Here is a 26,466-nt window from a genome sequence, read left to right as displayed (position 1 = left end):
AAGCGCTCATCCATGTTTTCCGGCACCTCGTCTCAGGCATCCGTTTCGCAAGCAACTGCAGCGCAGCGCTCATTCCAACGCGTCTCCGTGAACATCGGCGGCCGCTTGATGCTGGCCGACCATGAGGAATATGCCTGCACCGCGATCGAGATGTCCCCCGGGGACGTCAGCTTCCAGTGTGCCGGTCGTCCACGGACCAACGAGCGGGTCATCGCCTATCTCGATCACGTCGGCCGCCTTGAAGGGACAGTTCTCAGTGTTGCCGGCGGCGGCTTCCTGATGATGATCAACGCGACCGACCGCAAGCGCGAAAAACTTGCCGCACAGTTGACCTGGATCGCCAACAAGCATGAACTCGGGCTGCCGGAGGACCGTCGCCACGATCGTCTCACCCCGCGCAACACCCGTTCGGAGATTACTCTCGACGACGGGCGCCGCTATCCGTGCCGGCTGCTTGACCTTTCGCTTTCCGGTGCGGCTGTCGACATCGAGACCCGTCCGTCAATCGGGACCCCGCTTCGCCTCGGAAACATGCGCGGACGCGTGGTGCGTCACTTCATGGAAGGCGTCGCGATCGAGTTTCACTCGGTCCAGTCCCGCGAAGCGCTGACCGAGTTCCTGTAAGCCTCATCATATCCATTTTCTAACCCGCCTGCCCGCAGCTGAGTTGTGCTGTGTCTGCTCCGGCGTGAATTCTTAAGATCACCGCCATCGTCAGCGGCGCTGGACTGCTGGTCCGGCACACCAAAATCCCGAAAAAACACGTCGCCAGAATTATTTTGTGCCTTTTCGGGATTTTTTTCGCGCAGTTTTAGGCGGCGAAACGGGCTTTTTTGGTCGCGATTTCGTCCCGGAACGCGGCGAAGCAAAGCATCAGGCACAGGCAAATCGAAGACTTCGCTCACCTTTCGATGATGTCACGTTTCATCAAAGCGATGCCGTATCAGGGAGATAGGAGCGGATAGGTCAAATTTACCTCGCATTTTATGCAAATTCGCCGAAAAAGCAGTGCGTATTTTATGAAAAAGCACGTCGAATTCGACGCGTATTTTCGCCAAAGTTGATTAGAATAAGCATCTGATTTTACTGCGGTATTTTGCGGTCGATCAAAGGGTCTGAGGCATTGTTTCCCCACAACGGGGAGACAAGAAAAATGAACTGCCGTAAAGCTCTCGCATTCGCAATCGCCGCCGCTGCAATGATCGGCTCCATGACCGTCCAGTCCTTTGCAATGCCATCCGGCGCCATGCGCGTTATCGGCAAGGCAAACCCGCCGATCGGTCATTACGAATTCTGCAAGACCTACACGAGCGAATGCGTGGCATCCTACAAGGACGCCGGCCCCGTGGCACTCACCGAAGACACCTGGCGCACGATCCTCGACGTCAACTACACGGTCAACACCTCGATCACACCGATGACCGACCAGGAAATCTACGGCGTCGAAGAGCGCTGGGCATACCCGCGGACCGTCGGGGACTGCGAGGACTTCGTGCTCCTGAAGCGGAAGATGCTGACGCAGCAGGGCATTTCGCCTTCCAACCTGCTGATCACGGTCGTGCTGCAGCCGAATGGCGAAGGTCATGCAGTCCTGACCGTCCGCACGGATCGCGGCGACTTCGTCCTCGACAACATGCGCAACAAGGTCATGATCTGGACCGATACGGAATACACATACCTGAAGCGCCAGGCGACCGATGATCCGGCGCGTTGGGTCAAGCTCCAGGACGGCCGGGCCACCGCAGTCGGCAGCGTCAGCCAGTAAGACAAGATTACCCCGACGGATGATCGACCATGTCATCATTCAAAACGCCGGCAGGGCCTCCGAGGAGGTATCCTGCCGGCGTTTCCGTTTATGGCGCTCACCGCTGTCGCGCGACTATGACTAACGATCCATTAACCACAAATCCGCAACAATGGCGGTATCGCTGCCGGCGCGGTCGCACCCCTCGTTCGGTCCGCCGGCCACTCCAGTGACGAGAGCCCGGCCGCATGCAACCCGACAGCCTTAGTGAAACGGACAGCCCGCTTCTATCCAGGCGAACCCTGTACAAGATCACCGGCATCGTGGTTGCGCTTGGCATAGTGACCAGCGCCATCAGCGTTGGCGGCCGATGGCTCGGCGAGCGGATGATGCTGGGTGGCCATTCCGAGAGCACCGAGACATTCGACTTGGTGATCGGGCAGGATACGATCCAGCTTTCAGGCAACACGCTCCGTTTCAAAGAGCAGAGACGGAGCGGTCCAACTGAACGGGCGGATCTCTATCTGACCTGGCCGGAAATGACGGGCTACAGCGCCACCAATCGGGCGCGATTCGACACCGTCTCCCAGCCGGCATCTCTGATCTTCGTACAGATGTCGCAGAGCACCATGTCGCGCGACATGTCGGGGCGGCTTCAGCCGATCTACGAGGGACTTTTCGAAGGCCCGGCAGAACCGGCTGAGCATGGGCTGACACTGCATCGCCTCCGGGCGGACAGCGGTTACGGGAACGAGGTGATTCTGACGGGCGCACAGCCCGGTGCCGCCTCCCCCTACGCCGTGCGTTGCCTATTTCCATCGGCGGGAGAGCGCCCTACCAGCGGCGACTGCCAGCGCGATATCCGAGTCGGGCAGGATCTGACCGTGCTTTATCGATTCTCTAGCGCGCTTTTGCGCGACTGGCAGAAGATTGACGCCGGAGTTCGGACATTTGTCCAAACCCGCCTTGTGACCGGGCACCCGGTAACGCAGGTCAATCGGTAAAATGGTCCTCTGCGAAGCAACCAAACGTTCATCATAAACCTCTTGGTAACGCTGTTCCCCTAGATTGCCTGACAACGGGCCCATCGGGGGCGCTGAGCCCGGACGTAATACAACCACCATGCAAGCGATGAGTGCGGCAGTGTCGAAGAGCATGTTTTCCACAATCCTCCCCAAGGGACGCGTGGCAGTGCCGGGAAAATTTCTCGGTTGTCTTTTTACGGTGATCTTGGCCTTTTCGAGCCTCGCCAGTCCGGCGCATGCCGATCCGAAATATGCAGGGATCGTCGTCGACGCCAAGTCTGGAAAGGTTCTTTACGGCGAGGATCCGGATGGTCTTCGCTATCCAGCTTCGCTCACGAAGATGATGACGCTTTACCTGACCTTCGAAGCGCTCGAGGCTGGTCGTATCACGCTTGACACCAGGGTTCCGGTTTCTGCGCATGCTGCGTCCGAGCCGCCTTCGAAACTGGGTGTGCGCCCCGGCGGCGCCATCAATGTCGATCAGGCCATCCGTGCACTCGTTACGCGGTCGGCCAATGATATGGCGACAGCTCTCGGCGAGTTCGTCGGTGGATCCGAAGACCGCTTTGCGCAGATGATGACGAACAAGGCACGTGCCCTCGGCATGACGCGTACGACGTATCGGAACGCACACGGCCTGCCCAACACGGCGCAGATGACGACGGCACGTGATCAGGCGCGTCTCGGCATCGCTCTTCGCCAGCATTTTCCGCAGTATTACGGTTACTTCTCCATCCGCACTTTCAATTTCGGCAAGCAGACGATCGGCAACCACAATCGCCTGGTCGGAACTGTCCGCGGCGTCGACGGTATCAAGACCGGTTATACCCGCGCAGCCGGCAGCAATCTGGCAACGTCGGCACAGCTCGACGGTCGCTCGATCGTTGCAGTCGTGCTCGGTGGCCGCTCCAGCGCTGCTCGTGATGCAACGATGCGCAAGCTTGTAGCGGAATATCTTCCGAAAGCCTCCCGCGGCGGTCAGAGCAACCTGATCTCGCAGGCTCCGTCCGCTCCGGTTCCGACACCATCGCTTCCCGTTGCAAGCCAGCCGCGTGTCGCTGCTGCAGTATCCGATGCCCGTCAGGTTTCGGCTCTCGACCTTCCTAACAGTGGCCCCATGCCCGGCGCTCGCTATGACGAGACGGCAGCACCTGCTGCGACTGCCTATCTCGGCGAACCTTCGCAGAAGCGGACGGCTTCGGCAGCGATGAATTCCGCAATGCTCGGTTCTGGCGCTGTCCCGACCCCTGCCCCGGAATATGTTCCGAAGCGCAGTGGCGCCGGCGAGCGGACCGAAATGGCGGCAATCGATTCGGTCACCACGGCATCCACCCGCGATACGCCCAAAGTGTCTCTCAAGGGTGATGTGTCCGGTTGGGTCATCCAGATTGGCGTCTCGCCCAATCCTTCGATGGCAAACGAACTCCTGCAGGATGCGCAGGATAAAGGCGGCAAGGTATTGCGTTCCGCCAAACCCTTCACAGTCGCCTTCAGCACCAATGGCGGCCAGGTCTATCGCGCTCGTTTTGGGGGCTTCGGCGACCAGAAGTCCGCGATCGATGCCTGCAATATCCTGAAGAAGAAAGGCGTGAACTGCTGGGCGTCGATACAGTAATCGGCCCATCAGACGACCACTGAAAAAAGCTGCGCCAGCCACCGTGTTTTGTATCCGCCGGCGCAGTGAAATCTCGATAGTAATGCGTAAACGGGGTTTCCTATGGGAATGAATGAAAACAGTATCGGCTTCGTCGCCAACCCGACGAAGTCCAAGGCCCGCGGCATTGCGCTCAATCCGCTCCACGAAGCGGCCATGCGGCTTGCGGGAATGGGAATGGCGGGCATGAACCTCTCTTCGCGTTCCCGGGAAAAGACCAAGGATCTCGTCACCCTGCTGCTCAGCCATGGAGCCCGTGCGTGGCGCCAGTCGCAGCAACCGGCTCAGATCCATCTGCATGTCGGGCTGCGTGCCGGACGCGCGTCGGTCCGTTTGAGACTTCGCTGACTGAGACTGGGCTGAATAGCTAGAGAAGACCGAGTTCGGCGAGGTGTCGCCGCAACTCTTCCGGCAGCTGGGTGACATCATCTCCCAGTCCGCCGAGGTCCTTCGGGATCTCGTTATCGAGGAGATAGCGCCAGCCCTGAAATGGCCGCTTCGGCATCGGCGCGGTTTCGATGACTTCGGGACCGAGCACCAGCTGGCAACGGCTGATACCATCCTCACCCTTAACTGTGCGAACCTCCAGAAGCTTCTGGCGAGCAGAGACCTGCCCCTTGATCACCCAGTAGAGCGACCCGCCATCGACGAGCTCTTCCACGCGCTTCGGCATCATTCGCGTCGTGTGGATGCTGTGGGGTTCAAGGCCGGCGGACATGGCGGTCAGAGACCGCTCGGCCACCCAGTCCCTCAGGTCCTGGATGGAGTCGGCGCCGACGCAGAGCTTGATCAGATGTAGAGCCATGTCCGTTCAAAGCCGCAAGGACTGCGCCGGGTCAAGTCGGTTCTTTCAAAACGGACAACGTCCCACAGGAAGCTCTCAGCACTCGACCACGTTCACGGCAAGCCCTCCGGTCGAGGTCTCCTTGTACTTCTCGCTCATGTCCATGCCAGTCTGGCGCATGGTTTCAATACAGGCGTCGAGCGGCACGAAATGGCTTCCGTCACCCTTCAGCGCCAGAGATGCCGCCGTCACGGCCTTTACGGCGCCAAGCGCATTGCGCTCTATACACGGCACCTGGACGAGGCCTGCAATGGGATCGCAGGTCATGCCGAGGTGATGCTCGAGGGCAATCTCCGCAGCATTTTCGATCTGCTCCGGCGAACCGCCCATAACGGCGGCGAGACCTGCAGCGGCCATGGCCGCAGCCGACCCGACTTCACCCTGGCAACCGACTTCGGCACCGGAAATCGAGGCATTGTGTTTGATGATGCCGCCGATCGCTGCCGCGGTCAGAAGAAAGGTACGGATGTCTTCCTGCGTCGCGTCGTCGTGAAAATGCAGATAATAGCGAACCGTGGCTGGAATGACCCCGGCAGCACCGTTGGTCGGCGCGGTCACGACACGGCCGCCACCGGCATTCTCTTCGTTGACCGCCATCGCATAGACCGACAGCCAGTCATTGGCGAGAAGCGGGTTGAGCCGATTGCTGCGCCATTCCTCGTTCAGGCGGTCGTGGATCGCCCGCGCACGGCGCTTCACCTTGAGGCCACCCGGCATGATGCCGTCAACCTTCAGACCGCGATCGATGCAATTCTTCATCGCGTCCCAGATCCTGTCAACACCTTCGTCGAGTTCGACCTCGGTCATCTTTGTCAGCTCGTTGGCGCGTTTCATCTGAGCGATCGTCAGGCCTGAACCGTGCGACATTTCGAGCATCTGTTTGGCGGACGAGAATGGATAGGGCACGCGCACATCGCTTGCCGTCTTCTTGGACGCCCGCATTGCCTCCAGTTCGGTGTCGGTCACGACAAAGCCGCCGCCGATCGAATAGTAGATGCGCTTCAAGAGCAGCCGTCCGTCCCGATCCAGCGCCGAGAAGCTCATGCCGTTGGCATGGCCGGGCAGCGGCTGCTTCTTGTCGAAGATCAGGTCCGTTGCCGGCCTGAACTCGTAGCTGGGGTGGCCCGGCGGGGTGACGCGACCGGTGCGTTCGACGTCTGCAATGATCGCGTCCATCCGATCGGGATCCACGCTGTGCGGCTCTTCGCCGACAAGACCGAGGATAACTGCCCTGCCCGTTCCGTGCCCAATGCCGGTAAAGGCAAGCGACCCGTGGAGGCTGACCTTCAGCGCCGCGACGGCAGCACCCGTCGGGCGTGGCCAGTCATTGGAAAGGAGGAGCTCCAGGAAACGATTGGCTGCCGACATCGGCCCCATCGTGTGCGAGCTGGAAGGACCGATACCGATTTTGAAAACGTCGAAAACTGAAAGAAACATGATTGTTCACGGGACCGTTCGTTTGGGCAGAGGCTACGCCAAACCTGAGTTCGGCTCAGGCGATCACCCGACATCCGCTTGGACACGAGCGACATGCATCACAGAGACACGCTCTACAGATAGGTGTTGCAAAAACCTATACCAAGCACACGCCTCTTGCCCGGACAGCCGAAACAAAGCAAGACGAAACGAGGCATACACGATTTGTGGCGAGACCCATGACGACTGCGGACTATATCGCGCTGGCACTGTTTCTCGCCCTGTGGGCCCTTTATTCCTGGCTCACAGCGGGGTCTGGCAGTCGCTTTTTCCCCCGCTTGAGCCTTAACCGGGCCATGGCGGAGCGGCGTCGGAACTGGATCTACAACTCGCTTCGGCGCGATCTCAAGATGATCGACACGCAAATCCTGGCCGGTCTGCAGAACGGGACGGCCTTTTTCGCCTCGACCTCGATCTTCGCGATTGGTGGCTGCTTTGCGCTGCTTGGCTCGACCGACAAGGTGGAGGACGTGTTCAGCAATCTGCCCTTTGTCTATTACGGCGGGCGGACAGCCTTCGAGCTCAAGGTTGCCGGTCTGACGGTGCTGTTCGGCTATTCCTTCTTCAAATTCGGCTGGGCCTACCGTCTGTTCAACTACTGCACCATCCTGTTCGGCGCCCTGCCGATGATGCACGACACGAATGCTGATCGTGCCAAAGCTGAGATCGCCGCAGACCAAGTCATCCAGATGAACACGATCGCCGCCGGCCACTTCAATGCCGGCCTTCGGGCGCTGTTTCTTTCCATCGGCTACCTGGGCTGGTTCGCCGGGCCCTATATGTTCATGGCGATGACCGCGATCGTGGTCTTCGTTCTGACACGCCGCCAGTATTTCTCCGACGCCCGTCTCGCGCTGATGGACCCGGTGAGCGACACCAAAGACAAACAAGAGCGGGACATGCGAACGTGACATCATCAGAGATCCAACCCAATGCCCCCCGCGTGCCGCGCATTGTCTTGATCGATACGCTGCGCGGCGTGGCACTGATCGCCATGGCGACCTATCATTTCACCTGGGATCTCGAATTCTTCGGCTATCTCGATCCGGGAACAGCGACGCAGGGTTTCTTCAAGATCTATGCGCGACTGATCGCCAGTTCGTTTCTGTTTCTCGCCGGCGTCAGTCTGGTCCTTGCACATACGCCGCAGATCCGCTGGCAGTCCTTTGCGAAACGGCTCGGCATCGTTGTCGGCGCAGCCCTTGCCATCAGCGTCGCGACATTCGTCGCCTTCCCGGGCGAATGGATCTATTTCGGCATTCTGCATAACATCGCCCTGTCGAGCCTTATCGGCCTGGCGTTCCTGCGGCTTCCTCCGGCGCTCACGGCTGCGGTCGCCGCGATGATCGCGGTTCTGATGCTGGTCGATTACGTCGCTATGCCGGGAACTCTCGATTCGGCTCTGTTCGACACGCGCTGGCTCGCCTGGATGGGCTTCGCCGAAGCTCCGCCCCGTTCGAACGATTACGTGCCGTTGTTTCCCTGGGTTGCCGCTCTTCTTGCAGGCGTCGCCGCAACCAAGTTCCTGATGACACGAAACGTGCTGCCGCGCATTGCGAAGGTCCAGACAAGACAGAACCTACTCTCAAAGGCCGGTCAGCACAGCCTGCTGATCTATCTCGTGCATCAGCCGATCCTGATCGGTCTCGTCTATCTCTTTTCGCTGGTCCACCCCGCTCCGCCGCCGGATGTCCGCAAAGGTTACATCTTGAGCTGCGAGAGGGGCTGCATAGAGAATGCCGACGCCAACATCTGCCGCGCGTTCTGCACCTGCACGGCCGATCGGCTGATTGGCCAGAACCTCATGACGCCCATGCAGTCAGGCGTGATCACGCCACAGGACGACCGGATCCAGATGATCGCACAGGAATGCGCCATCGCTTCGCCGCCTCCCTGAGAGTTCAGGTGCCGACGCCGATTTCGGCGAGACGGGTCAGGCAGGCCTCCTCGACGTTATCGAGCTCGAGCAGCGTTTCCTCGATGTCCTTGCGCTTCTGGCGCAGGTCATCGCGCTTCTCGTCAACCTTCTTCATCAGAAGCTTGAGCTGGCCCATTTCGCCCGGAGGCTCCTTGTAGATCTGGACGATCTCGCGGATCTCCGCGATGGAAAAGCCGATGCGACGTCCACGGAGAATTTCCATGATCAGACGGCGGTCTGCAGCCCTGAAAAGACGCGTACGTCCGCGGCGCTCCGGATGGATCAGGCCCTCATCTTCATAGAAGCGCAAGGTGCGCGTGGAGACGCCGAACTCGCGGGTCAACTCGGTGATGCTGTAATATTTGTTCACGGCCACATCCTGACATTTCTGCCTCAAATAATTGACTTTTACGTAACAGTCAATTTTTCGGATGTTTGCTGCTTTCGTTACCCGATCGCAAACCACCAAGTGGCGAGGCCCAGAAAAGAGAAGAACCCGGTCGTGTCGGTGATCGCAGTCACAAATACCGCGGAGGAAACGGCGGGATCCGCCCCTGCCCGGTTGAGGAGAATCGGCACCATCAGACCGGCGCTGGCGGCCGCGACCATGTTGATGAGCATCGCCGTCGCAATTAGTCCGCCGATGTTCGGATCCTGAAACCAGAAGCCCGCCACCAGCCCGACGAGTGTGCCGATCAGACACCCATTGATCAGGCCGACGCAGATTTCACGCCGCGCGACGCGCCAGGCATTGTGGATATCGAGATCGCGGGTCGCGATGGCGCGCACCGTGACCGTCATCGTCTGCGACCCCGCATTGCCGCCCATGCCGGCGACGATCGGCATCAGGATCGCCAGCGCGACCACTTCTTCGATCGTGGCTTCGAACAGCGAGATCACGGAGGCCGCTACAAATGCGGTCAAGAGGTTGACGAGCAGCCAGGGCACGCGAGACCGCGAAATATCGACCACGGTGTCGGACAGTTCTTCATCGCCGACGCCGCCGAGGCGCATGATGTCTTCTTCGGCCTCTTCCTGCATCACGTCGACGATGTCGTCGATCGTCAGGACGCCGACCAGCCTGCCGTTTTCATCGACGACAGCGGCCGAGAGAAGGTCGTATTGCTCGAAGAGCTGTGCTGCCTCTTCCTGGTCCATGTCGGCGGGGATCGGATAGTTGGTCTCCCGCATGATCGTCTCGATCTTCACCTGCCTGTTGGTGCGCAGGATGCGGTCGAGATAGATGACGCCGAGCAGCTTGAAGGTCGGGTCGATGACGAAGACCTGCGTAAAGCTTTCCGGCAGGCCTTCATCTTCGCGCATGTAATCGATCGTCTGGCCGACCGTCCAGAACGGCGGCACGGCCACGAATTCGGTCTGCATGCGGCGTCCGGCCGAGCTTTCCGGATAGTCGAGCGCGCGTCTGAGACGAACGCGCTCCGTAAACGGAAGCTGCGCAAGAATCTCTTCGCGGTCCTCCTTGTCGAGATCTTCGAGAATGTAGACCGCGTCGTCGGAATCGAGACCGCCAATACCCGCAGCGATCTGCGCGTTGGACATATGCTCGACGATCTCCATACGGATCGCCTCGTCCACCTCGGTCAGAGCCGTCAGGTCGAAGTCGGTGCCCAGCAGCCGAACCATCGCCCGGCGCTGGTCGGGCATGATCGATTCGAGAAGGTCGCCTAGTTCGGATTCGTGCAGGCGCGCTACATGCTGGCGCAGATAGAGAACATCGCGATCGGCGATTGCTGCCCCGACCCTCGCGAGGAAATCGGGCCGAACCGCACCTTCTTCGGTATAGATGTCGTGGGCCGGTTCGTTGGCCTTGCTGCGACCGCGGGTCTCTTCGCCGATATCGCTCATTGCCGCCCTCGCTATCCGCATCTCGCAGGTTGAAGATAACGGCAGAAACTGATTTTCAACAACCAGATAACCGTCTTAGATCGAACGCGTTTGCCGCTTCATTCCAGCTAGAGCAAATGGTCGGGATGGTCCAGTGCGCAATGGTCAAACATCTGTGGCGAAACGGTTCTCGCCATGCCAATGGGAACGCTTGAGAGACGAGGAAGGATAACGAATGGCACCCCTGACGATATTGCGATATCCGGATCCCGGCCTGTCAAAGCCGTGTCAGCCGATTACCGTGTTCGACGCAGCACTCGAGACGTTCGCGCAGGATCTGCTCGCCACCATGCGGGCTGCACCGGGCGTCGGAATCACCGCCGCGCATGTCGGGGTTCACATCCGGCTTGTCGTGCTCGAACTGTCGGCGAAAGACGGTCCGCGCTTTTATGCCAACCCGGTAATCCTTTCGTTCGGTGAACAGCCCATGCGCTACACCGAGGGAAGCGTATCCATGCCAGGTGCGACCGAAGAGGTCGAGCGTCCCGCCATGATCCGGTTCCGCTATCAGCGCCTGGACGGGACGCACGCAGAAGAGGACGCCACGGGCTTTTACTCCGTCTGCATGCAACATGAGATCGACCAGCTGGACGGCGTCTTCTGGCTGAAGCGTCTATCGAGGTTGAAACGCGACCGGTTGGTCCGCAAGTGGGAAAAAGGTCGGTAGAGGAACCAAGGCTGTTCCTGACGGTTATCGAGGCAACCCTCTACCGACTGACGAACCTTACGGAAGGAACCACAATGCCCGCCCCCCGCAAGCCCGACGATATTTCCCGCGAAGAAGATTTCCGCGATTACGACGACCGCAACATCGACGAAGGCTGGCCTTATGACGATGCAGCCGGTGCCGGTGCGCGTCCGGTCGGCAACGCCGCCTATGGCGAGCCTGCTGCGAACTTCGAAAGCGATCGTAACGAAGGCTACCAGGTCGAAGGCATCGAGGCCGACGGGCAGCAGGAACGGCTTGTCGACAGCGATACGCCCGCAACGATCGGGGTCGAAGAATCAGACGATCTTGAGGAGCGCATCACGGACGCAATCGAATCGCTCGATATCGCCATGATGGATGCCATCGACGTGCATGTCGATGACGGAGAGGTCACGCTCGAAGGCCTGGTCGACGAGGCATCTGCCGTGCGCATCATCGCTGCCAAGGTAAAGAGCATTGCCGGCGTGAAATCCGTCGTCAACAACTTGCGCGCTGGCGGCGTCGATGGACGTATGCCCGACGAGGACTAAGACTCGCAAGCCGGTCGTTATGACCGTCGCCTCCAACGATCAGACGATTGCACAGGTCACCGTGAGGTGACCTGTTCTCGTTCGTTCACAGTCGGGCCGAAGATCTGCTCGAACGCCTCACGAAGCCGGATATCGACATCCGTCATCATGACCGGCAGGCCGAGATCCATCAGGCTGGTCACACCATATCCAGTTATACCGCAAGGCACGATGCCGGAGAAATGCGACAGGTCGGGCTCGACGTTGAGCGACAGACCGTGAAAGCTCACCCAGCGGCGCAGGCGAATACCCAGTGCGGCGATTTTGTCCTCGGTGACAGACCCATCAAACATGGTGGGCTTGTCCGGCCGCTTCACCCATACGCCAACACGATCCTCGCGCCGCTCGCCGCGAACGTTCATCATGTCGAGCGTCTGAATGACCAGCTCCTCGAGGCCCGCCACATAGGCTCGAACGTCCTGACGCCGGCGCTTCAGGTCCAGCATGACGTAGGCAACGCGCTGGCCCGGGCCATGATAGGTGTATTCTCCGCCGCGACCCGTCGCAAAGACGGGAAACCGATCCGGCTCGATGAGGTCGGCCGACTGGGCGCTGGTACCCGCTGTATAAAGCGGCGGATGCTCCAGCAGCCAGACGAGTTCGTCGGCATGGCCGTCGGCAATGGCTGCAACCTCCGCCTCCATCGTGGCGATCGCCACGTCGTAAGGCACGAGTTCGTCCGAAACCCGCCACCTTACGGGCGGACAGTCGGCTTGCGGCAGCATGGAGAGATTGAGATCGGTGCGTGTCAGCATGGCCAGTCTTCTGTCAAAAGCGAACAAGGGCGGCAAGAGCCTTGTTTTCCGGGACTTTATATAAGGTTATCCCCAACCCGTTTAAATCCTTCAAAAATCTGTCACGACGCACTTGTGCACCCCAAATCCTTTTGCTACATGCTCGCTCGCCGGAGCAATTCGGCTCTACCACGGATGCGGTCGTGGCGGAATTGGTAGACGCGCAGCGTTGAGGTCGCTGTGGGGCAACCCGTGGAAGTTCGAGTCTTCTCGACCGCACCAAAAGAACCCGGCTTCGGCCGGGTTTTTTCGTTTCTGGCGTCAAATGACGTTTCGAGCCTGATCATGATCACCAAATTCACATCTTCAGAAACGAATTGACTTCTTGCTGCTTCTGGAACATAAACAGAACAACACAGGAGCGTAACATGGCAACCGCAGAAAAATTCATCGTTCTCCAATTCAAGAAGAACCGCGGCCACGTCGTCCCCGGCGAAATGCGCCAAGCCTCGAACGCGGCCTCCGCCGAGAAGATCGCGACGGCCATGTCGGTGCGCGTCATCGGAGTCGCTGCCTATTCGGTAATGGTGGACGAAGAGACCGGCGACATGACCTCCCCGCGCCTTCTCATCGAACACGGCGAGACCACGGAACTCGCGGCCTAACATACCGCGACCTCTGTATCTGAGCATCGGATATGTTTTCCGGTGCTTGCAGCACCAAGCGTTGCTGATGTGCCCGCACCTGCGGCTTGCCGACAAGGTCAGCCTGTGTTTGAACTCAGGTTCAATTGAAAGCGCAGGCCAATGCCCCCAAAGACTTCCGAAAACCCGCTCAAGGGCATGGCGATCATGGCCTCGTGTATGGCCATTCTGCCTGTCATGGATGCCATCGCCAAATACATGGCGAATTTCGAGCACATGTCGCCCGGACAGGTCACCTTCTATCGGTTCCTGTTCCAGTTCCTGAGCCTGCTGCCGCTGGCACTGCTTACCGCCCGGTCGCTCATCCATGCGAACCGCCCGTGGATGAACCTGTTGCGCGGCACGTTGCATGCGTCGGCAAGCCTGATGTTTTTTGCCGCCGTCAAATATATGCCGCTTGCCGATGTGTTCGCGATCTACTTCGTTGAACCCTTCATGCTGACGATGATGTCGGCCATTTTTCTCGGAGAGAGGGTCGGCTGGCGGCGCTGGCTTGCTATCGTCGTCGGATTCGGCGGTGCGATGATCGTGATCCAGCCGAGCTATTCGATATTCGGCTGGACGGCGCTTCTGCCGGTCGCCTGCGCCTTTCTCTTCACGCTCTATCTGTTTCTCAACCGCGCCATTGGTGAGAGTGATTCGCCGCTGGTGATGCAAACCATTGCAGGCCTCGGCGGCACCGTCTTCATGGGCCTTGCGATGACAGCGGGAAGCGGTTTCGGCGTGGCGGACTTCGAGCCGTCCCTGCCCGCCTCCGCGCTCGGGTTGCTGCTGCTGGTCGTCCTGGGTTCGATCTCGGGATACATGCACCTCCTCGTGGTGAAGGCGTTCAGGATGGCCCCCCTGTCTCTGCTCGCACCCTTCCAGTATTTCGAGATCATTTCGGCGACCGTCCTTGGCTATGCGCTGTTTGGTGACTTTCCGACGGCATCGAAATGGTTTGGCATCCTCATCATCGTGGCCTCGGGGCTGTTCATCATCTGGCGCGAACACGCCCAGTCGAAACAGCTGGTGCCTGCGTGACCTTCGTTGACAACACCCCTTAAGCATCGTGAAAAGACCCCATGAGCCAAGACCCGATGTCCCCTGACAATCCCATGCTTCTGAGCGGATATTCCAATGTTCCGCCGGGAATGATCGCAACCGTGGTAACCTGCCTGCAGATGCTGGAACGACCGGAGCCGGGTTCGATGCCGGAGGCGGGCTCGCTCACCGTCGAACACTGGCCGTCGCCGTCGATCGAGGATTATCGCGCGCTCTACAGGTCGGTCGGCGAACACTGGATGTGGACCTCGCGCCTCATCATGGATGACAGCGAGCTTGCCGCTATCCTTCAAGACCCATTGGTCGAAGTTCACGCCCTGATGGACGGCGATCGCGCGGTGGGGCTGCTGGAACTCGATTTTCGCAAGGAAGGCGAATGTGAGATCGGCTATTTCGGTCTTGCTGCCGGTACGATCGGCAAGGGGGCCGGCCGGTTCCTGATGAATGCTGCTATCGAAAAGGCGTGGTCGCGCCCGATCTCGCGCTTGTGGGTTCACACCTGCCACCTTGATTCGTCTCAGGCTCTGCCATTTTACCAGCGCTCCGGCTTCAAACCCTTCAAGATGATGGTCGAAGTCGTCGATGATGTGCGGCTGACGGGGTTGGTGCCGCGCAGCGCATCTCCGCAGGCGCCGATCATCGAGCCCTGACCGATCACCCGATTGCGACTATTCATACCGTCTTCCGGCTTGAGCCCGGACCACTTGCCGTGCAAAAGTCCCGGCAGAATCTTATAGATAAAATGGAGTGACACCATGGATGTCCGCGCCGCCGTTGCCGTTCAGGCTGGCAAACCGCTCGAAGTGATGACCGTACAGCTGGAAGGCCCCCGCGCCGGCGAAGTGCTGATCGAGATAAAGGCGACCGGCATCTGCCACACCGACGATTTCACCCTGTCGGGTGCGGATCCGGAAGGCCTCTTCCCTGCCATTCTCGGCCATGAGGGCGCCGGCATCGTCGTCGATGTCGGACCGGGTGTCACCTCGGTCAAGAAGGGCGATCACGTCATTCCGCTCTACACGCCGGAATGCCGCGAATGCTATTCCTGCACGTCGCGCAAGACCAACCTCTGCACCTCGATCCGCACCACGCAGGGCCAGGGCGTTATGCCCGACGGCACCAGCCGGTTCTCGATCGGCAAGGACAAGATCCACCATTACATGGGTTGTTCGACATTCTCGAACTTCACGGTTCTGCCGGAGATCGCGGTTGCCAAGGTCAATCCCGACGCGCCCTTCGACAAGATCTGCTACATCGGCTGCGGCGTCACGACGGGCATCGGCGCCGTCATCAATACGGCCAAGGTTGAAATCGGTTCGACCGCGATCGTCTTCGGTCTAGGCGGCATCGGCCTTAACGTCCTTCAGGGCCTGAGGCTTGCCGGTGCCGACATGATCATCGGCGTCGACATCAATCCCGACCGCAAGGAATGGGGCGAGAAGTTCGGCATGACACATTTCGTCAACCCGAAAGAGGTCGGCGAAGACATCGTGCCCTATCTCGTCAACATGACCAAGCGCAACGGCGATCTGATCGGCGGCGCCGACTACACGTTCGATTGCACCGGCAATACCAAGGTCATGCGCCAGGCGCTCGAATCGTCGCATCGCGGCTGGGGCAAGTCGGTCATCATCGGCGTTGCCGGAGCCGGTCAGGAGATCTCGACCCGTCCGTTCCAGCTGGTCACCGGCCGCAACTGGATGGGCACGGCCTTCGGCGGCGCCCGTGGACGCACCGACGTGCCGAAGATCGTCGACTGGTACATGGAAGGCAAGATCCAGATCGATCCGATGATCACCCACACAATGCCGCTCGAAGACATCAACAAGGGTTTCGAGCTGATGCATTCGGGCGAAAGCATCCGTGGCGTGGTGGTCTATTGACCACCGGGCCGTCCTACACGACCGATGTGCGGAGACTGGAAGAGTTCTCCGCACTCGACCTTTATGCCATGCTGAAAATGCGCGTGGACGTGTTCGTTGTCGAGCAGAATTGCCCCTATCCGGAACTCGACGGCAACGATGCGGCCTGTCTGCATCTGCGTCTTCTCGATGGCAGCGATCTGCTCGCCTGCGCCCGCATCTGGCGGCCAGAGCCCTCAGACAATCCGCGTATCGGGCGCGTTGCCGTCTCGCCGGATCATCGGGGCAAGCGGCTCGGCGAAGCGCTGATGCGCGAAGCGATCACCGTCTGCGAACAGGCCTATCCCGGAGAAACGATCGAGATTTCCGCGCAGGCGCATCTTCAGAAATTCTACGCCTCGTTCGGCTTCTCGCCGATATCAGAGGAATATCTGGAGGACGGTATTCCGCATGTGGACATGCTGAGGGCAAAGCCTTGATCTATGTCGATGCTGATGCCTGCCCCGTGAAGGCGGAAATCCTTAAAGTCGCTGAGCGTCACGCGTTTGAGGTGACGTTTGTTGCCAATTCCGGCTTGCGTCCGTCCCGCGATCCGATGGTGAAGAACGTCATCGTCTCGGCCGGTTTCGACGCCGCCGACGACTGGATTGCCGAGCGCGCCGGCCCTGCCGACATCGTCATTACGGCCGACGTGCCGCTTGCCGTGCGTTGTGTGGCCGCCGGTGCCTTTGTCACGGGACCGACCGGGCGCGTGTTCGACGAGACCAATATCGGCATGGCGAGCGCCATGCGCGATCTTGGCCAGCATCTGCGCGAGACGGGCGAAAGCAAGGGCTATAACGCAGCCTTCTCGCCACGCGACCGATCCAAATTCCTGGAGACGCTGGACAGGCTCTGCCGGCGCGCCAAATCAAACGGCTAGACCGCGCTATCAAGGCGGTACGGGAGGGCGGATGTCGACACAACAGGGCAAGGCATCGCTGTGGCACTGGCGCCGCCGCCGGCATGGGCCCTTTTTCGCATCGGCGATCGTCGCAGTCGTCGCGTTGCCTGTGCTGATCTGGCAGCTGCCGGAGCTTGCCGCAGCGCTGACGGCGATCGTCTTTTTCGTCGTCTATCTTGGATTGATGGCATTCCGAATCCCGCATCTGGACGCCGACCGCTTCGAGAAAAGCGGCCAGAACACCGATGAACCGGCACCGCTTATCTTGGCCGTCACGCTTGCTGCGGCGGCGATTTCGTTGGTGACGCTGTTTGAAGCGATGAACGACAAGCAGACGTCAGGTGCGTTGGATGTGATGGTCGGCTTCGCCGCCGTCATTCTCGGCTGGTTTTCGCTGCACATGATGTTTGCCCTACACTATGCCCACCTCTACTGGCGCCCCGGCGACGACAAGGTCGAGGGCCCGGTTGGCGGTCTCGACTTTCCGGGAACCGATCGCCCGGGCGGCTGGGAGTTTCTCTATTTCGGCTATATCATCGGCATGACCGCCCAGACGTCCGATGTCGCGATCACGGCGACCGACATGCGCAGGATCAATCTCCTCCACTCGGTCGTGTCTTTCTTTTTCAACACGGTGCTGGTAGCCGCTGCGGTCAATGCCGTCGTTTCGCTGGCCGGCTGAAGTCCCAACATCGAGGAACATGACCGATGAAGATCATCTCACAGAACACCGCATTTGGCGGCATGCAGGGCGTCTATTCGCATCCGTCGGATGCCTGCAAATGCGATATGACCTTTGCCGTGTTCGTGCCGCCGCAGGCGGTGTCTGAGCCGTGCCCGGTTCTCTGGTATCTGTCGGGTCTCACCTGCACCCATCAGAACGTGATGGACAAGGGCGAGTATCGCCGGCTGGCTGCAGAGCTCGGTCTCGTCATCGTCTGCCCCGACACAAGCCCGCGCGGAGACGACGTCGCGGATGAGGCGACCAACTGGCAGATGGGCAAGGGTGCCGGATTTTATCTCGATGCGACTCAGCAGCCCTGGGCCGAGAACTACCAGATGTACACCTACATCACGCAGGAACTGCCCGCCCTCATCGGCGAGCAATTCCGCGTCGACATGAGCCGGCAGGGGATTTTCGGCCACTCCATGGGTGGCCATGGCGCCATGACGATTGCTCTCAAAAACCCCGACCGGTTCAAGAGCTGCTCGGCCTTTGCGCCCATCGTCGAGCCGACATCCGCCGACTGGTCTGCGCCGGCACTCGAAAAGTATCTCGGTGCCGATCGGTCAACGTGGCGGCAATACGATGCCTGTGCGCTGGTGAAGGACGGGGCGCATTTTCCGGAATTTCTGATCGATCAAGGCAAGGCCGACAACTTCCTCGATAGCGGCCTGCGGCCATGGCTGTTCGAACAGGCAATCGAGGGCAAGGACATTGCTCTGACGCTCAGGATGCATGAGCGCTACGACCATTCCTACTTCTTCATCTCGAAATTCATGGACGACCATCTGCGCTGGCACGCCGAGCGTCTGGCCTAATCGCCCGTCCGAGGATCAGGACGCCCGCGCGCAATCGCTCGCGGGCGTAAAATCTCAATTCTTGTCGACTGCCCAGGCACCGGGGCCGGAGAAGACGAGATACAGGAAAATGAAGCAGAACAGGATGGCGCCTTCGCCGCCGTTCAGCGCCGGCCAGAAGCCCTTGCTGGCATGCGCCATGAAATAGGCGACGGCCATCTGGCCGGACAGGAGAAACGCGACCGGGCGGGTCATGAAGCCGACAACCAGCAAGGCGCCGCCGACCACTTCAAGCAGCGCTGCGATCAGCAGAAGCGGCGGCAAAGCACCGTCGCCCATCGGTGCCGGAAAACCGAACAACTTCATAGTGCCGTGCTCGATGAAGAGCAGGGCTGCAATGATTCTCAGCACGGCCAGCGCCTGCGGACGGTATTGTCCCAGACTATTGAAAAACTGCATGTCAAATCCCTCTCGTAGCATTGCCGCGGCTGCGCGGCAGCAAACGAGTTAAGCTCGGTTTGCCTGCGGAAATCAAATGCATTTTGTCAAGAATCAGGGCTCGAACAGCGCAGATGTGATGGTTGCGGAATGTCCGCTGCGCAGGCGGAACTCGCTTGCCACCCGGTCGGCGATCTTTCTGGCAAGAGCTGCATCGGCATCCTTGTTGCCGAAAAGGAAGACCGACGTTTCGAAGGAGCCCGTCGCGACCGGTTCACCTGTCGAGACGGAGACGGCCTGAACCGTGACCCTCGCCTCCAGCCGCCGGCCGAAGACGACGGGAACGGGCGCTGCCCGGTCGATCCGGACGGAGATGATGGTTCTCGGCAGCATGCTCGGCCGCATCGTCGAGCGGACAGCCTCATCGATCAGCATGTCGGTGGCAATGACGAGGCCCTGTGGCACGTCGGGCCGTGCCGTCACGAAAGCTCCCCTGACGTCGTAGAGAAGCTTGTCGCGCACACCATCTTCCAACGGCATGCGAAACGCCATCAGCGATGGCGTCAGGGTCAAGATAAGGGCTAGGCGCAGGACACCGGAACGCATGGGGAAACTCGATACGCAGACTGTACCGATCTTCCCCCAACAGGGTTAGAGAAGGATTAAATCCGCCCTGTGGTTGCGTCAAAAACCGCAGCAGCCGCCTGCATCTCTTCGAACCGCTTTGCGCGGCGATGTTCGGCCTCGGCATCGGATCCCCAATGCTCGATTGCCCAGTCTTCCTCCAGATGCGCAAGCCGCCATGTGTCATCGACGGAGAGTTCGCCTTCGGCGAAAGCAATCGCCAGGATTGCGGAGCCCGTCAGCGATGTCACCGTGTGGAGAGACGCAAGCTCGATCGGGGACGCATATTTGCGCAACACCCCGGAAAGGGCGGCGATCGCTTCCTTAGGCTGCTCCTTGGGCATGATACCCTCGATCACCTCGAAGCGAGCGCCGATCGCGTTGGCGGCCCAGTCCAGGACCGGATCCCACTGCTCGGCCTGACGAAGCGTAAGGTTTGCAGGTGTTTCTGCGCGGTAGCACAGCATGTCGCTCGACGAGAAGCGAAGGATGTCCTCGAACACGGCCTGCGGGTCGGCGGCAATGCCGTCGATCGCGGTGTTGACGAGCCGTGTCACCGGCATCGTGCGCGGATCGATCACATCCACCTGCGATGCCCATTCGTCACGGACGAGTTCGGCAACCCGTGTGGTCGGCATTCTCAAGGCGTTCTTGGCGGGTGTCTTCACCGGCCGCCCGTCGAGAAGGATAGCAAAGTCACCCTCGCCCGCCTCAACCGAGACTTCCTTGTAGAAGCGCTTCGGCAGAGGCTTGTGCATCTGGATCTGTGCCCGCCGGGTCGGGTCTTCGTGGCTCAAACCGGCGTTCGGGTCGGATAGTATGTCGCGCATGGAAAACCCTCAGCCGATCAACGGCAGCAATTCGCTTGGATGATGGACGATGTGGTCGGCTCCGGCCTTCTGAAGCTCGCCAACCGAGGCGTATCCCCAGGAAACACCGATTGCCGTTGCACCGGCCGCCTTTGCCATCTGCATGTCGTAGATCGCATCGCCAATGACAAGAGTGTCTTCGGGCGACACGCCCGTCGCGTCGCAGCATTCGGTGACCATCGCCGGATGTGGTTTGGACGGGCAATCATCTGCCGTGCGGCTGACGACGAAATGGTCTGCATAGCCGTGCGTGTTCATGATCATGTCGAGGCCGCGACGGGATTTGCCGGTGACAGCGCCGATCAACAGGTCGTCTCGCGGTCCGATCGTCTCGATCAGGTCCTTTATGCCATCGAACAAAGGCTCGCGGAAATCGAGATCCTGGCGCACCACGGAAAAGAGCGACTTGTAGTAGGCCATCATCTCGACGGCTTCTTCATCGGCATGCGGCTTGCCGTCGATGCGGGCGATCGCGATGTCGAGCGTCAGTCCGATGATCGACTTGGTCTGCGCCAATGTGGGTTCCGCCTTGCCGAAGTGGCGGAAGGTGCGCAGCATTGTCTCGTGGATCAGTTCGGCGCTGTCGACCAGCGTGCCGTCGCAGTCGAACAGGACAAGCTTCATTCCTGGTCCTCCCGCCGACCGTTCTCCATGTCGAAGCCCAGAAGGTTCCAGGACTGCACCATGTGCGGCGGCAGCGGAGCCGTGACCCGCAGACGACCGCCATCCGGATGCGGGATGTCGATGTGGCGCGCGTGCAGATGCAGCTTTTTCTGGATGCCGCCCGGGAACGGCCAGTTGTGATCGTCGTCGAAATATTTCGGATCGCCGATGATCTGGTGACCGAGATGCAGCGCATGGACACGCAGCTGGTGCGTACGGCCGGTATAGGGCTCCATCTCCAGCCACGCCATTGTCTGCGCTGCGGTTTCCAAAACGCGGTAATAAGAGACCGCGTGATCGGCGCCCTCCTCACCATGCCTGGCGATCCGCATGCGGTCGCCGTCGGGCGTCTGTTCCTTGACGAGCCAGTTGGAAATCTTGTCTTCGCGCTTGCGCGGCACGCCCTTGACCAGCGCCCAGTAGGTCTTTTTGGTATCGCGTTCGCGGAATGCCGCGGTCAACTTCTGCGCCGCACCGCGTGTGCGGGCAACCACGAGGACACCTGACGTGTCGCGGTCGATCCGGTGGACGAGACGCGGTTTTTCGCCTCTCTTGTTGGTGAAGGCATCCATCATCTGATCGATATGGCGCGTAACGCCGGATCCGCCCTGCACAGCCAGACCCGCCGGCTTGTTGAGGACGAAGACCTTATCGTCTTCGTGCAGCATCATCCGCTGCAAAAGCTCATAGTCGCCGGCGTGCTTGAGATCCTTGCCGGCAATCGGCCCGCTCTTCTTCGCGTCGGTATCCATCGGGGGAATACGGACCATCTGGCCGGGCTCGACGCGGGTGTCGCTTTTCACGCGCCCACCGTCGATGCGCACCTGTCCGGAGCGCAGTAGTTTCTGTAGAGGGCCGAAGCCAAGACCCGGGAAATGGATCTTGAACCATCGGTCGAGGCGCATGCCTGACTCGTCCGCCTCGACGCGGATATGCTCGATGCCTGCCATCAAAGCTCTTTCATCTTATCTGTGATCAGTCCTGCCCTTTAGAGCATTGCCCGCCCGAGCGCCAGCCCAGCAAAGACCGCACACAGCGACACACCAACGCTTGCGATCACATAACTTGCCCCCGCCACGGTCGCGCCACGCTCGAACAGCGAGATGACATCCAGCGAAAAGGCCGAAAACGTCGTGAAGCCGCCGAGAAATCCAGTCACCAGCAGGAGACGCATCTCAGGCGAGGCGTTGAGGCGCCGGGCAATCACCTCGCTTAGCAAACCGATTGCGAAACAGCCGACGATGTTGACGGTCAGCGTTCCCCAGGGAAAGTTCGGCCCGAACCGGCGCAGCGTCCAGACGCCCACGAGGTAGCGGGCGACGGAACCGAATGCGCCGCCCAGTGCGACAAGTATGATATTGATCATCGAGATATCCAGAAAAGTCCTAAATCGTGCCTACCGTTAAAATGCCGGGATTTCGGTTAAATCGCGGCAAACTCGGCGCATATTACATATGTGCCGAATGGGTTGAAGGCGGTTGCTATGGTTCAGGTGACGACAATTTCGGCAAGCATGGCAGCGCTCGCCATAGAGACGTTAAGAACGCCGCCACAATTGTCCGTCAAAGCGAGAATTGGTGAGGCCAAACGTGTCGCCGAACGCGCTTCTGCGCGTGATCAGAGTGCGACCGATCCGACGGTCACCGGGGCGATGACGCTTGCGACCAGCCTGTCTCTCGATTTCCTCGATGCCGGCCAGCAGCCTCCGCAGCAGCAGGCATCGCTGCAGATGGCCGAAGCCGCCTATCGTGACACGGAAGAGTGACCCTCAGATGCCGAGAACGAGAAGTCCGACGCCCTGAATGCCGCTGACGAAGCGGCGCCAGCTTTCCGGTATCGTGAAATATACCCGCTTGGCGAATGGACGGATGACCGGCAGCCAAGCCTGCGCGTAGAGGCGCCCTTTCCACGAGAATGGCAGGCTATAGCCGTTCAGCACCAGTTTCTGGTTTGCCCAGGATTGTTTGTAGGCGCCATCGCCGCCGAGAAGATCGTAGGTCTTGATCCCGTTGTCGATCAGCCAGCAGACTGTCATTTCCATCTGCACCTTGCCGGCGGAGAGATGCCGCAGGCTCCAGTCGAAGCTGCCAAGATAGGCGTAGTAGTGCCCTGCCCGCACGAAGCCGAGCTCCATCGCCACCGTGACATCGCCGGCCCGCAGGATCGAAAGGCACGCACCCTCTAGCAACGCGGCATCACCCGTCAGGCTCGCCAGGAAATCGTCCAGGCCATCGAAGGAAAAACCGCTGCTGCTTCTCCCGGTCTCGCGGAGCCAGACCCGCTTCATCGCCGCACAGTCGCGAACGTATTCGGCAAACCTTTGATCGGAGGGCCAGATCATCTCGAAGGTGAGTTCTCCGAGCCGCGCCAGGTGGTTGCGCCGACGGTTGCGATTGCGCTTCTTCAATTTGCCGCCGTGCGAGCGGTATGCGTCCGAATCGGCAAACTGCGTGAGATCGAGCACGGCGCTGCTTCCGCCGTAGCCTCGGATCGTCGGCTGTGAGCGAAGCAGGAGACCCAGCGAGGATTGATGCGGAACGGGGTGAAAGACCGCGACATCGCAATCGGGCATCATCTCGATACGGGTCAGCAACTTGCCCATCAGCAATCCGGCAAGATGGGCGTCGTCGCACAGGAGATTGCAGTATTGCGAGTGGGGTGCGCCGAGGTTTTCCAATACCCTTATGCCGCTGACGGTCTGAACCATCAGAGGCCAGACTGCGACGAGACTGCCGTTGCGCCACACGGTCTCGATCCGGAATTCGAACGCGGAGCCATCGCCGGCAAACGCCGCGACCCAGCCGCGGCACCAATCGAAACTCTGAAAATAGGTCAGCCGGTCTTCGCACCGGCTTTCAAGGGCCCGCCAGGCGTCGGCAACCGTGTCGATTTCTGCAAGCGTGCTGAGGCGTCGGTAAATGCCGGCGTCCGGTTCCGGTGCACTGGAAATATCCACGATCTTCGTCCCCACAAAGCCAACCCATCGGTAGAATAGATGGCGGAGCTAAACGAGATATTACGCCTGAGATCACATCCCGCGTGATCAGTTATGCTGGTTGCCAGGACGGAAACCCTGGACCGGGAGCGTGAGATCGAAACTGCCGGACTTCTCGAAGGTCAGCTTCAGGGGCACGCTGTCGCCCTGCTTGAAAGGAGTCGCGACTTTGGTGAACATCAGATGCAGTCCACTGGGCTTCAACTCGACGGTCTGGCCGGCTGGGACCGCAATACCGCCTTCGAGCCGGCGCATCTTCATGATCTGGCCCTGCATCGACATTTCGTGGATCTCCACGGCAGGCGACAGAGGCGATGAGGCAGAGACGAGTCTATCGTCTTCGCTGCCCGTGTTGCGGATCACGAGATAGCCACCGCCGACCGGCTGGCCGGGAAGCATGGCGCGAACATAGCCGCCGGAAATCTCGAGCGTACCGACTTTGACTGTGGCGCCCGATGTGGCCGCCGGATCGGACGATCCGTGCATGTGCATGCCACCATTCCCGGAACCGGCATCTCCCGCCTGGGCATAGGATTGATCTGCCGCCGCACCAAGTGTCGCTGCAAACAGCGCCAGAGTCGCAAGAAATTTCATGACAACGCCTCCCATCGTCTTTCAAGACGACGGGTAGAGCAGATTCCTGAACGTGCGGAAAGCTTGAAGCTCGGCACTCAGTCGCGATGCCTAACTTTATGGTGTGCGACAAAAATCTTGGTCACGACGACATTCTCCCCTTGTCAAACCTGTCGCCTCCTCGATAATGAACCTCATACCCGTTGGGAGAAGCCGCTTCGATGCGGTGCCGAAGGAGCAACCGCCCCGGAAACTCTCAGGCAAAAGGACCACGGGCGACCAACCGGAACTCTGGAGAGTAGCACCCGTCATCGGGGGCTCGCCGAAGGGATAACAATCTCAGGCGAAAAGGACAGAGGGGGCTCGAAACAGGCGCGTAACCGCGCCCTGATCAGAGCCGGCGTGTGAGCTGATTTTACGCAGCGAGCGCCAAAACCTGGAGGCGCCTTTTTGGACGATCACTCAGTTCTCAAGACCACACCGCTCAACGCGCTGCATCTCTCGCTTGGCGCGAAGATGGTGCCGTTCGCGGGCTACGACATGCCGGTGCAATATCCGCTCGGCGTGATGAAGGAGCACCTCCATACGCGCGCCGCCGCAGGCCTGTTCGATGTCTCCCACATGGGTCAGGTCATCGTCAGAGCGAAGTCCGGCGACTATGCAGATGCAGCACTTGCGCTGGAAAAGCTCGTTCCGATCGACATCCTGTCGCTCAAGGAAGGCCGTCAGCGCTACGGCTTCTTTACCGACGACAATGGCTGCATTCTCGACGACCTGATGGTCACCAATCGCGGCGATCATCTGCTCGTGGTCGTCAATGCCGCCTGCAAGGATGCCGACCTCGCGCACATGACGGCGAACCTGACTGACTGTGACGTCACCCTCCTCGACGACCGCGCTCTGGTCGCCCTCCAGGGTCCACGTGCCGAAGCTGTTCTGGCCGAGCTCTGGGCTGGCGTCTCCTCGATGAAGTTCATGGATGTCCGCGAAGTGCCGCTGCACGACGTTCCCTGCATCATCTCGCGCTCCGGTTATTCCGGCGAGGACGGTTTCGAGATCTCGATCCCGCAGGACCATGCCGTCGCCGTTGCCAAGGCATTGCTCGAACACCCGGATTGCGAAGCCATCGGCCTCGGCGCCCGTGACAGCCTGCGGCTTGAAGCCGGTCTGTGTCTTTATGGAAACGACATCGACACTACGACGTCGCCGATCGAGGCATCGCTCGAATGGGCATTGCAGAAGGCCCGCAAGGCCGGCGGTGACCGCGAAGGCGGGTTTCCGGGAGCTGACCGCATCCTTGGCGAACTGGCAGACGGTACCAGCCGCCGCCGCGTCGGCCTGAAGCCGGAAGGCAAGGCGCCGGTGCGTTCGCATGCCAAACTGTTTGCCGATGCGGACGGGCTCAAGGAACTCGGCGAAGTCACCTCTGGTACATTCGGCCCGACGGTCGAAGGTCCGGTTGCCATGGGTTACGTTCCCGTCAGCCATGCAGTTGCAGGTACGCAGGTCTTTGCCGAAGTGCGCGGAAAATACCTGCCGATGACGGTGGCCGCGCTGCCGTTCATCACGCCGACCTACAAGCGATAAACACGCGCGGGCGGCCTGGCCCCATCCCCGGCCTCCCCCCCACGTCATCCCGATTCACGCTTTCC

General features: G+C 60.1%; 32 protein-coding genes, 1 tRNA gene and 2 riboswitches. Of the genes, 20 read left to right on the top strand and 13 right to left on the bottom strand.

The features are described 5' to 3' along the window. The first annotated feature begins 12 nt into the window (after positions 1-12). The 5 genes from J3A65_RS09300 to J3A65_RS09280 all read left to right on the top strand — a co-directional run bounded on the left by J3A65_RS09300 (position 13) and on the right by J3A65_RS09280 (position 4,771). Positions 13-624, top strand: coding sequence for a PilZ domain-containing protein (locus tag J3A65_RS09300; protein ID WP_062456977.1), 612 nt, complete (start codon positions 13-15; stop codon positions 622-624). Positions 625-1,198: 574 nt separating this feature from the next. Further along, positions 1,199-1,765, top strand: coding sequence for a transglutaminase-like cysteine peptidase (locus J3A65_RS09295; protein ID WP_092662577.1), 567 nt, complete (start codon positions 1,199-1,201; stop codon positions 1,763-1,765). Between the two features lie 227 nt (positions 1,766-1,992). Beyond that, positions 1,993-2,748 carry a hypothetical protein gene (locus J3A65_RS09290; protein WP_209900832.1) on the top strand — a complete coding sequence of 252 codons (756 nt, stop codon included), beginning with the start codon at positions 1,993-1,995 and terminating at the stop codon, positions 2,746-2,748. Between the two features lie 118 nt (positions 2,749-2,866). Then, positions 2,867-4,384: a D-alanyl-D-alanine carboxypeptidase gene (locus J3A65_RS09285; protein ID WP_113167411.1), complete on the top strand. Its 1,518-nt coding sequence runs from the start codon at positions 2,867-2,869 to the stop codon at positions 4,382-4,384. A 102-nt stretch (positions 4,385-4,486) separates the two neighbouring features. Then, on the top strand, positions 4,487-4,771 hold the full coding sequence (locus J3A65_RS09280; protein WP_209900830.1) for a hypothetical protein: 285 nt from the start codon (positions 4,487-4,489) through the stop codon (positions 4,769-4,771). A 19-nt stretch (positions 4,772-4,790) separates the two neighbouring features. Here the strand turns inward: J3A65_RS09280 and J3A65_RS09275 are convergent, their stop codons facing one another. Next, on the bottom strand, positions 4,791-5,228 hold the full coding sequence (locus J3A65_RS09275) for a DUF1489 family protein (RefSeq protein ID WP_192086574.1): 438 nt from the start codon (positions 5,226-5,228) through the stop codon (positions 4,791-4,793). Between the two features lie 75 nt (positions 5,229-5,303). After that, a complete protein-coding gene (locus J3A65_RS09270; protein ID WP_209900828.1) occupies positions 5,304-6,704 on the bottom strand; it encodes an L-serine ammonia-lyase in 1,401 nt (466 codons plus the stop codon). A 218-nt stretch (positions 6,705-6,922) separates the two neighbouring features. Here J3A65_RS09270 and J3A65_RS09265 point away from each other — a divergent pair, with 218 nt between their 5' ends. Both J3A65_RS09265 and J3A65_RS09260 read left to right on the top strand, forming a co-directional pair. Next, positions 6,923-7,654, top strand: a complete 732-nt coding sequence (locus J3A65_RS09265) for a DUF599 family protein (RefSeq protein WP_062457000.1) — start codon at positions 6,923-6,925, stop codon at positions 7,652-7,654. Then, positions 7,651-8,640: a DUF1624 domain-containing protein gene (locus tag J3A65_RS09260; RefSeq protein ID WP_209900826.1), complete on the top strand. Its 990-nt coding sequence runs from the start codon at positions 7,651-7,653 to the stop codon at positions 8,638-8,640. Before J3A65_RS09265 ends, J3A65_RS09260 begins: the two co-directional genes overlap by 4 nt. A 4-nt stretch (positions 8,641-8,644) precedes the next feature. Here J3A65_RS09260 and J3A65_RS09255 read toward each other — a convergent pair whose 3' ends face one another. Both J3A65_RS09255 and mgtE read right to left on the bottom strand, forming a co-directional pair. Further along, entirely contained in the window at positions 8,645-9,031 is a 387-nt protein-coding gene (locus J3A65_RS09255; RefSeq protein WP_092662576.1) for a MerR family DNA-binding transcriptional regulator, read from the bottom strand. Positions 9,032-9,108: 77 nt separating this feature from the next. After that, positions 9,109-10,527 (bottom strand): magnesium transporter, encoded by a 1,419-nt coding sequence (gene mgtE / locus J3A65_RS09250; RefSeq protein ID WP_092662312.1) that lies wholly within the window; start codon positions 10,525-10,527, stop codon positions 9,109-9,111. Between the two features lie 214 nt (positions 10,528-10,741). On the opposite strand from mgtE, the gene J3A65_RS09245 reads away from it, so the two are divergent. Continuing rightward, positions 10,742-11,233: a peptide deformylase gene (locus tag J3A65_RS09245; protein ID WP_192076887.1), complete on the top strand. Its 492-nt coding sequence runs from the start codon at positions 10,742-10,744 to the stop codon at positions 11,231-11,233. Positions 11,234-11,307: 74 nt separating this feature from the next. Further along, complete coding sequence (locus J3A65_RS09240) at positions 11,308-11,805, top strand: BON domain-containing protein (protein WP_113167415.1); 498 nt, start codon at positions 11,308-11,310, stop codon at positions 11,803-11,805. Positions 11,806-11,861: 56 nt separating this feature from the next. Here the strand turns inward: J3A65_RS09240 and lipB are convergent, their stop codons facing one another. Beyond that, on the bottom strand, positions 11,862-12,599 hold the full coding sequence (gene lipB / locus J3A65_RS09235; RefSeq protein ID WP_192076886.1) for a lipoyl(octanoyl) transferase LipB: 738 nt from the start codon (positions 12,597-12,599) through the stop codon (positions 11,862-11,864). 176 nt (positions 12,600-12,775) lie between these two features. On the opposite strand from lipB, the gene J3A65_RS09230 reads away from it, so the two are divergent. From J3A65_RS09230 to fghA, 9 genes are all read left to right on the top strand, one after another. Beyond that, positions 12,776-12,860 (top strand) — tRNA-Leu (locus J3A65_RS09230). Between the two features lie 146 nt (positions 12,861-13,006). Beyond that, a complete protein-coding gene (locus tag J3A65_RS09225; RefSeq protein WP_062580664.1) occupies positions 13,007-13,243 on the top strand; it encodes a hypothetical protein in 237 nt (78 codons plus the stop codon). 141 nt (positions 13,244-13,384) lie between these two features. After that, positions 13,385-14,305: a DMT family transporter gene (locus J3A65_RS09220; protein ID WP_209900824.1), complete on the top strand. Its 921-nt coding sequence runs from the start codon at positions 13,385-13,387 to the stop codon at positions 14,303-14,305. 41 nt (positions 14,306-14,346) lie between these two features. Further along, positions 14,347-14,976 (top strand): GNAT family N-acetyltransferase, encoded by a 630-nt coding sequence (locus tag J3A65_RS09215; RefSeq protein WP_245341504.1) that lies wholly within the window; start codon positions 14,347-14,349, stop codon positions 14,974-14,976. 105 nt (positions 14,977-15,081) lie between these two features. Then, the gene (locus J3A65_RS09210) at positions 15,082-16,209 is read left to right on the top strand and encodes an S-(hydroxymethyl)glutathione dehydrogenase/class III alcohol dehydrogenase (RefSeq protein ID WP_062580660.1); all 1,128 of its coding nucleotides are present in this window, start codon (positions 15,082-15,084) and stop codon (positions 16,207-16,209) included. Next, entirely contained in the window at positions 16,206-16,667 is a 462-nt protein-coding gene (locus J3A65_RS09205) for a GNAT family N-acetyltransferase (RefSeq protein ID WP_245341503.1), read from the top strand. The genes J3A65_RS09210 and J3A65_RS09205 overlap by 4 nt, the downstream gene beginning before the upstream one ends. Next, positions 16,664-17,110 carry a YaiI/YqxD family protein gene (locus tag J3A65_RS09200; RefSeq protein ID WP_062457036.1) on the top strand — a complete coding sequence of 149 codons (447 nt, stop codon included), beginning with the start codon at positions 16,664-16,666 and terminating at the stop codon, positions 17,108-17,110. Before J3A65_RS09205 ends, J3A65_RS09200 begins: the two co-directional genes overlap by 4 nt. A 31-nt stretch (positions 17,111-17,141) precedes the next feature. Beyond that, positions 17,142-17,813 carry a DUF1345 domain-containing protein gene (locus tag J3A65_RS09195; RefSeq protein WP_062580655.1) on the top strand — a complete coding sequence of 224 codons (672 nt, stop codon included), beginning with the start codon at positions 17,142-17,144 and terminating at the stop codon, positions 17,811-17,813. 26 nt (positions 17,814-17,839) lie between these two features. Then, positions 17,840-18,673, top strand: coding sequence for an S-formylglutathione hydrolase (gene fghA / locus J3A65_RS09190; protein WP_209900822.1), 834 nt, complete (start codon positions 17,840-17,842; stop codon positions 18,671-18,673). Between the two features lie 54 nt (positions 18,674-18,727). Here fghA and J3A65_RS09185 read toward each other — a convergent pair whose 3' ends face one another. The 6 genes from J3A65_RS09185 to crcB form a co-directional block, all read right to left on the bottom strand. Next, positions 18,728-19,111 (bottom strand): DoxX family protein, encoded by a 384-nt coding sequence (locus tag J3A65_RS09185; protein WP_062457045.1) that lies wholly within the window; start codon positions 19,109-19,111, stop codon positions 18,728-18,730. A 93-nt stretch (positions 19,112-19,204) separates the two neighbouring features. Then, a complete protein-coding gene (locus J3A65_RS09180; RefSeq protein WP_062457054.1) occupies positions 19,205-19,696 on the bottom strand; it encodes a hypothetical protein in 492 nt (163 codons plus the stop codon). 56 nt (positions 19,697-19,752) lie between these two features. Beyond that, positions 19,753-20,544 carry an ATP12 family chaperone protein gene (locus tag J3A65_RS09175; protein WP_062457056.1) on the bottom strand — a complete coding sequence of 264 codons (792 nt, stop codon included), beginning with the start codon at positions 20,542-20,544 and terminating at the stop codon, positions 19,753-19,755. Between the two features lie 9 nt (positions 20,545-20,553). Continuing rightward, positions 20,554-21,207: an HAD-IA family hydrolase gene (locus J3A65_RS09170; protein ID WP_062457059.1), complete on the bottom strand. Its 654-nt coding sequence runs from the start codon at positions 21,205-21,207 to the stop codon at positions 20,554-20,556. Next, positions 21,204-22,196 (bottom strand): RluA family pseudouridine synthase, encoded by a 993-nt coding sequence (locus tag J3A65_RS09165; RefSeq protein ID WP_209900820.1) that lies wholly within the window; start codon positions 22,194-22,196, stop codon positions 21,204-21,206. Before J3A65_RS09165 ends, J3A65_RS09170 begins: the two co-directional genes overlap by 4 nt. Before the next feature lie 38 nt (positions 22,197-22,234). Beyond that, positions 22,235-22,612: a fluoride efflux transporter CrcB gene (gene crcB, locus J3A65_RS09160; protein WP_062457064.1), complete on the bottom strand. Its 378-nt coding sequence runs from the start codon at positions 22,610-22,612 to the stop codon at positions 22,235-22,237. A 117-nt stretch (positions 22,613-22,729) separates the two neighbouring features. On the opposite strand from crcB, the gene J3A65_RS09155 reads away from it, so the two are divergent. Then, a complete protein-coding gene (locus tag J3A65_RS09155; protein ID WP_062457067.1) occupies positions 22,730-23,011 on the top strand; it encodes a hypothetical protein in 282 nt (93 codons plus the stop codon). A gap of 3 nt (positions 23,012-23,014) precedes the next feature. Here J3A65_RS09155 and J3A65_RS23330 read toward each other — a convergent pair whose 3' ends face one another. Beyond that, on the bottom strand, positions 23,015-24,202 hold the full coding sequence (locus J3A65_RS23330) for a GNAT family N-acetyltransferase (protein ID WP_209900818.1): 1,188 nt from the start codon (positions 24,200-24,202) through the stop codon (positions 23,015-23,017). A gap of 87 nt (positions 24,203-24,289) precedes the next feature. After that, on the bottom strand, positions 24,290-24,835 hold the full coding sequence (locus J3A65_RS09145) for a copper chaperone PCu(A)C (protein WP_209900816.1): 546 nt from the start codon (positions 24,833-24,835) through the stop codon (positions 24,290-24,292). 173 nt (positions 24,836-25,008) lie between these two features. Then, a riboswitch (glycine riboswitch) is annotated at positions 25,009-25,095 on the top strand. Further along, positions 25,096-25,180: riboswitch (glycine riboswitch) on the top strand. It abuts the riboswitch before it with no gap. Positions 25,181-25,264: 84 nt separating this feature from the next. Here J3A65_RS09145 and gcvT point away from each other — a divergent pair. Beyond that, on the top strand, positions 25,265-26,401 hold the full coding sequence (gcvT, locus tag J3A65_RS09140; protein ID WP_209900814.1) for a glycine cleavage system aminomethyltransferase GcvT: 1,137 nt from the start codon (positions 25,265-25,267) through the stop codon (positions 26,399-26,401). Positions 26,402-26,466 lie beyond the last annotated feature (65 nt).

The sequence above is a fragment of the Rhizobium sp. PvP014 genome (genome assembly GCF_017876855.1).
Taxonomy (GTDB): Bacteria; Pseudomonadota; Alphaproteobacteria; order Rhizobiales; family Rhizobiaceae; genus Neorhizobium; species Neorhizobium soli.
This window is presented reverse-complemented; position numbering and strand designations above follow the sequence as displayed.

Coding starts and splice junctions, on each gene's coding strand:
- J3A65_RS09170 (WP_062457059.1), bottom strand. CDS start 21,207: ATGAAGCTTGTCCTGTTCGACTGCGACGGCACGCTGGTCGACAGCGCC.
- J3A65_RS09175 (WP_062457056.1), bottom strand. CDS start 20,544: ATGCGCGACATACTATCCGACCCGAACGCCGGTTTGAGCCACGAAGAC.
- crcB (WP_062457064.1), bottom strand. CDS start 22,612: ATGATCAATATCATACTTGTCGCACTGGGCGGCGCATTCGGTTCCGTC.
- J3A65_RS09165 (WP_209900820.1), bottom strand. CDS start 22,196: ATGGCAGGCATCGAGCATATCCGCGTCGAGGCGGACGAGTCAGGCATG.
- J3A65_RS09145 (WP_209900816.1), bottom strand. CDS start 24,835: ATGAAATTTCTTGCGACTCTGGCGCTGTTTGCAGCGACACTTGGTGCG.
- lipB (WP_192076886.1), bottom strand. CDS start 12,599: ATGCTGACACGCACCGATCTCAATCTCTCCATGCTGCCGCAAGCCGAC.
- J3A65_RS09285 (WP_113167411.1), top strand. CDS start 2,867: ATGCAAGCGATGAGTGCGGCAGTGTCGAAGAGCATGTTTTCCACAATC.
- J3A65_RS09185 (WP_062457045.1), bottom strand. CDS start 19,111: ATGCAGTTTTTCAATAGTCTGGGACAATACCGTCCGCAGGCGCTGGCC.
- fghA (WP_209900822.1), top strand. CDS start 17,840: ATGAAGATCATCTCACAGAACACCGCATTTGGCGGCATGCAGGGCGTC.
- J3A65_RS09195 (WP_062580655.1), top strand. CDS start 17,142: ATGTCGACACAACAGGGCAAGGCATCGCTGTGGCACTGGCGCCGCCGC.
- mgtE (WP_092662312.1), bottom strand. CDS start 10,527: ATGAGCGATATCGGCGAAGAGACCCGCGGTCGCAGCAAGGCCAACGAA.
- J3A65_RS09290 (WP_209900832.1), top strand. CDS start 1,993: ATGCAACCCGACAGCCTTAGTGAAACGGACAGCCCGCTTCTATCCAGG.
- J3A65_RS09270 (WP_209900828.1), bottom strand. CDS start 6,704: ATGTTTCTTTCAGTTTTCGACGTTTTCAAAATCGGTATCGGTCCTTCC.
- J3A65_RS09225 (WP_062580664.1), top strand. CDS start 13,007: ATGGCAACCGCAGAAAAATTCATCGTTCTCCAATTCAAGAAGAACCGC.
- J3A65_RS09240 (WP_113167415.1), top strand. CDS start 11,308: ATGCCCGCCCCCCGCAAGCCCGACGATATTTCCCGCGAAGAAGATTTC.
- J3A65_RS09265 (WP_062457000.1), top strand. CDS start 6,923: ATGACGACTGCGGACTATATCGCGCTGGCACTGTTTCTCGCCCTGTGG.
- J3A65_RS09155 (WP_062457067.1), top strand. CDS start 22,730: ATGGTTCAGGTGACGACAATTTCGGCAAGCATGGCAGCGCTCGCCATA.
- J3A65_RS09245 (WP_192076887.1), top strand. CDS start 10,742: ATGGCACCCCTGACGATATTGCGATATCCGGATCCCGGCCTGTCAAAG.
- J3A65_RS09180 (WP_062457054.1), bottom strand. CDS start 19,696: ATGCGTTCCGGTGTCCTGCGCCTAGCCCTTATCTTGACCCTGACGCCA.
- J3A65_RS09295 (WP_092662577.1), top strand. CDS start 1,199: ATGATCGGCTCCATGACCGTCCAGTCCTTTGCAATGCCATCCGGCGCC.
- J3A65_RS09215 (WP_245341504.1), top strand. CDS start 14,347: ATGAGCCAAGACCCGATGTCCCCTGACAATCCCATGCTTCTGAGCGGA.
- J3A65_RS09300 (WP_062456977.1), top strand. CDS start 13: ATGTTTTCCGGCACCTCGTCTCAGGCATCCGTTTCGCAAGCAACTGCA.
- J3A65_RS09280 (WP_209900830.1), top strand. CDS start 4,487: ATGGGAATGAATGAAAACAGTATCGGCTTCGTCGCCAACCCGACGAAG.
- J3A65_RS09210 (WP_062580660.1), top strand. CDS start 15,082: ATGGATGTCCGCGCCGCCGTTGCCGTTCAGGCTGGCAAACCGCTCGAA.
- J3A65_RS09275 (WP_192086574.1), bottom strand. CDS start 5,228: ATGGCTCTACATCTGATCAAGCTCTGCGTCGGCGCCGACTCCATCCAG.
- J3A65_RS09220 (WP_209900824.1), top strand. CDS start 13,385: ATGCCCCCAAAGACTTCCGAAAACCCGCTCAAGGGCATGGCGATCATG.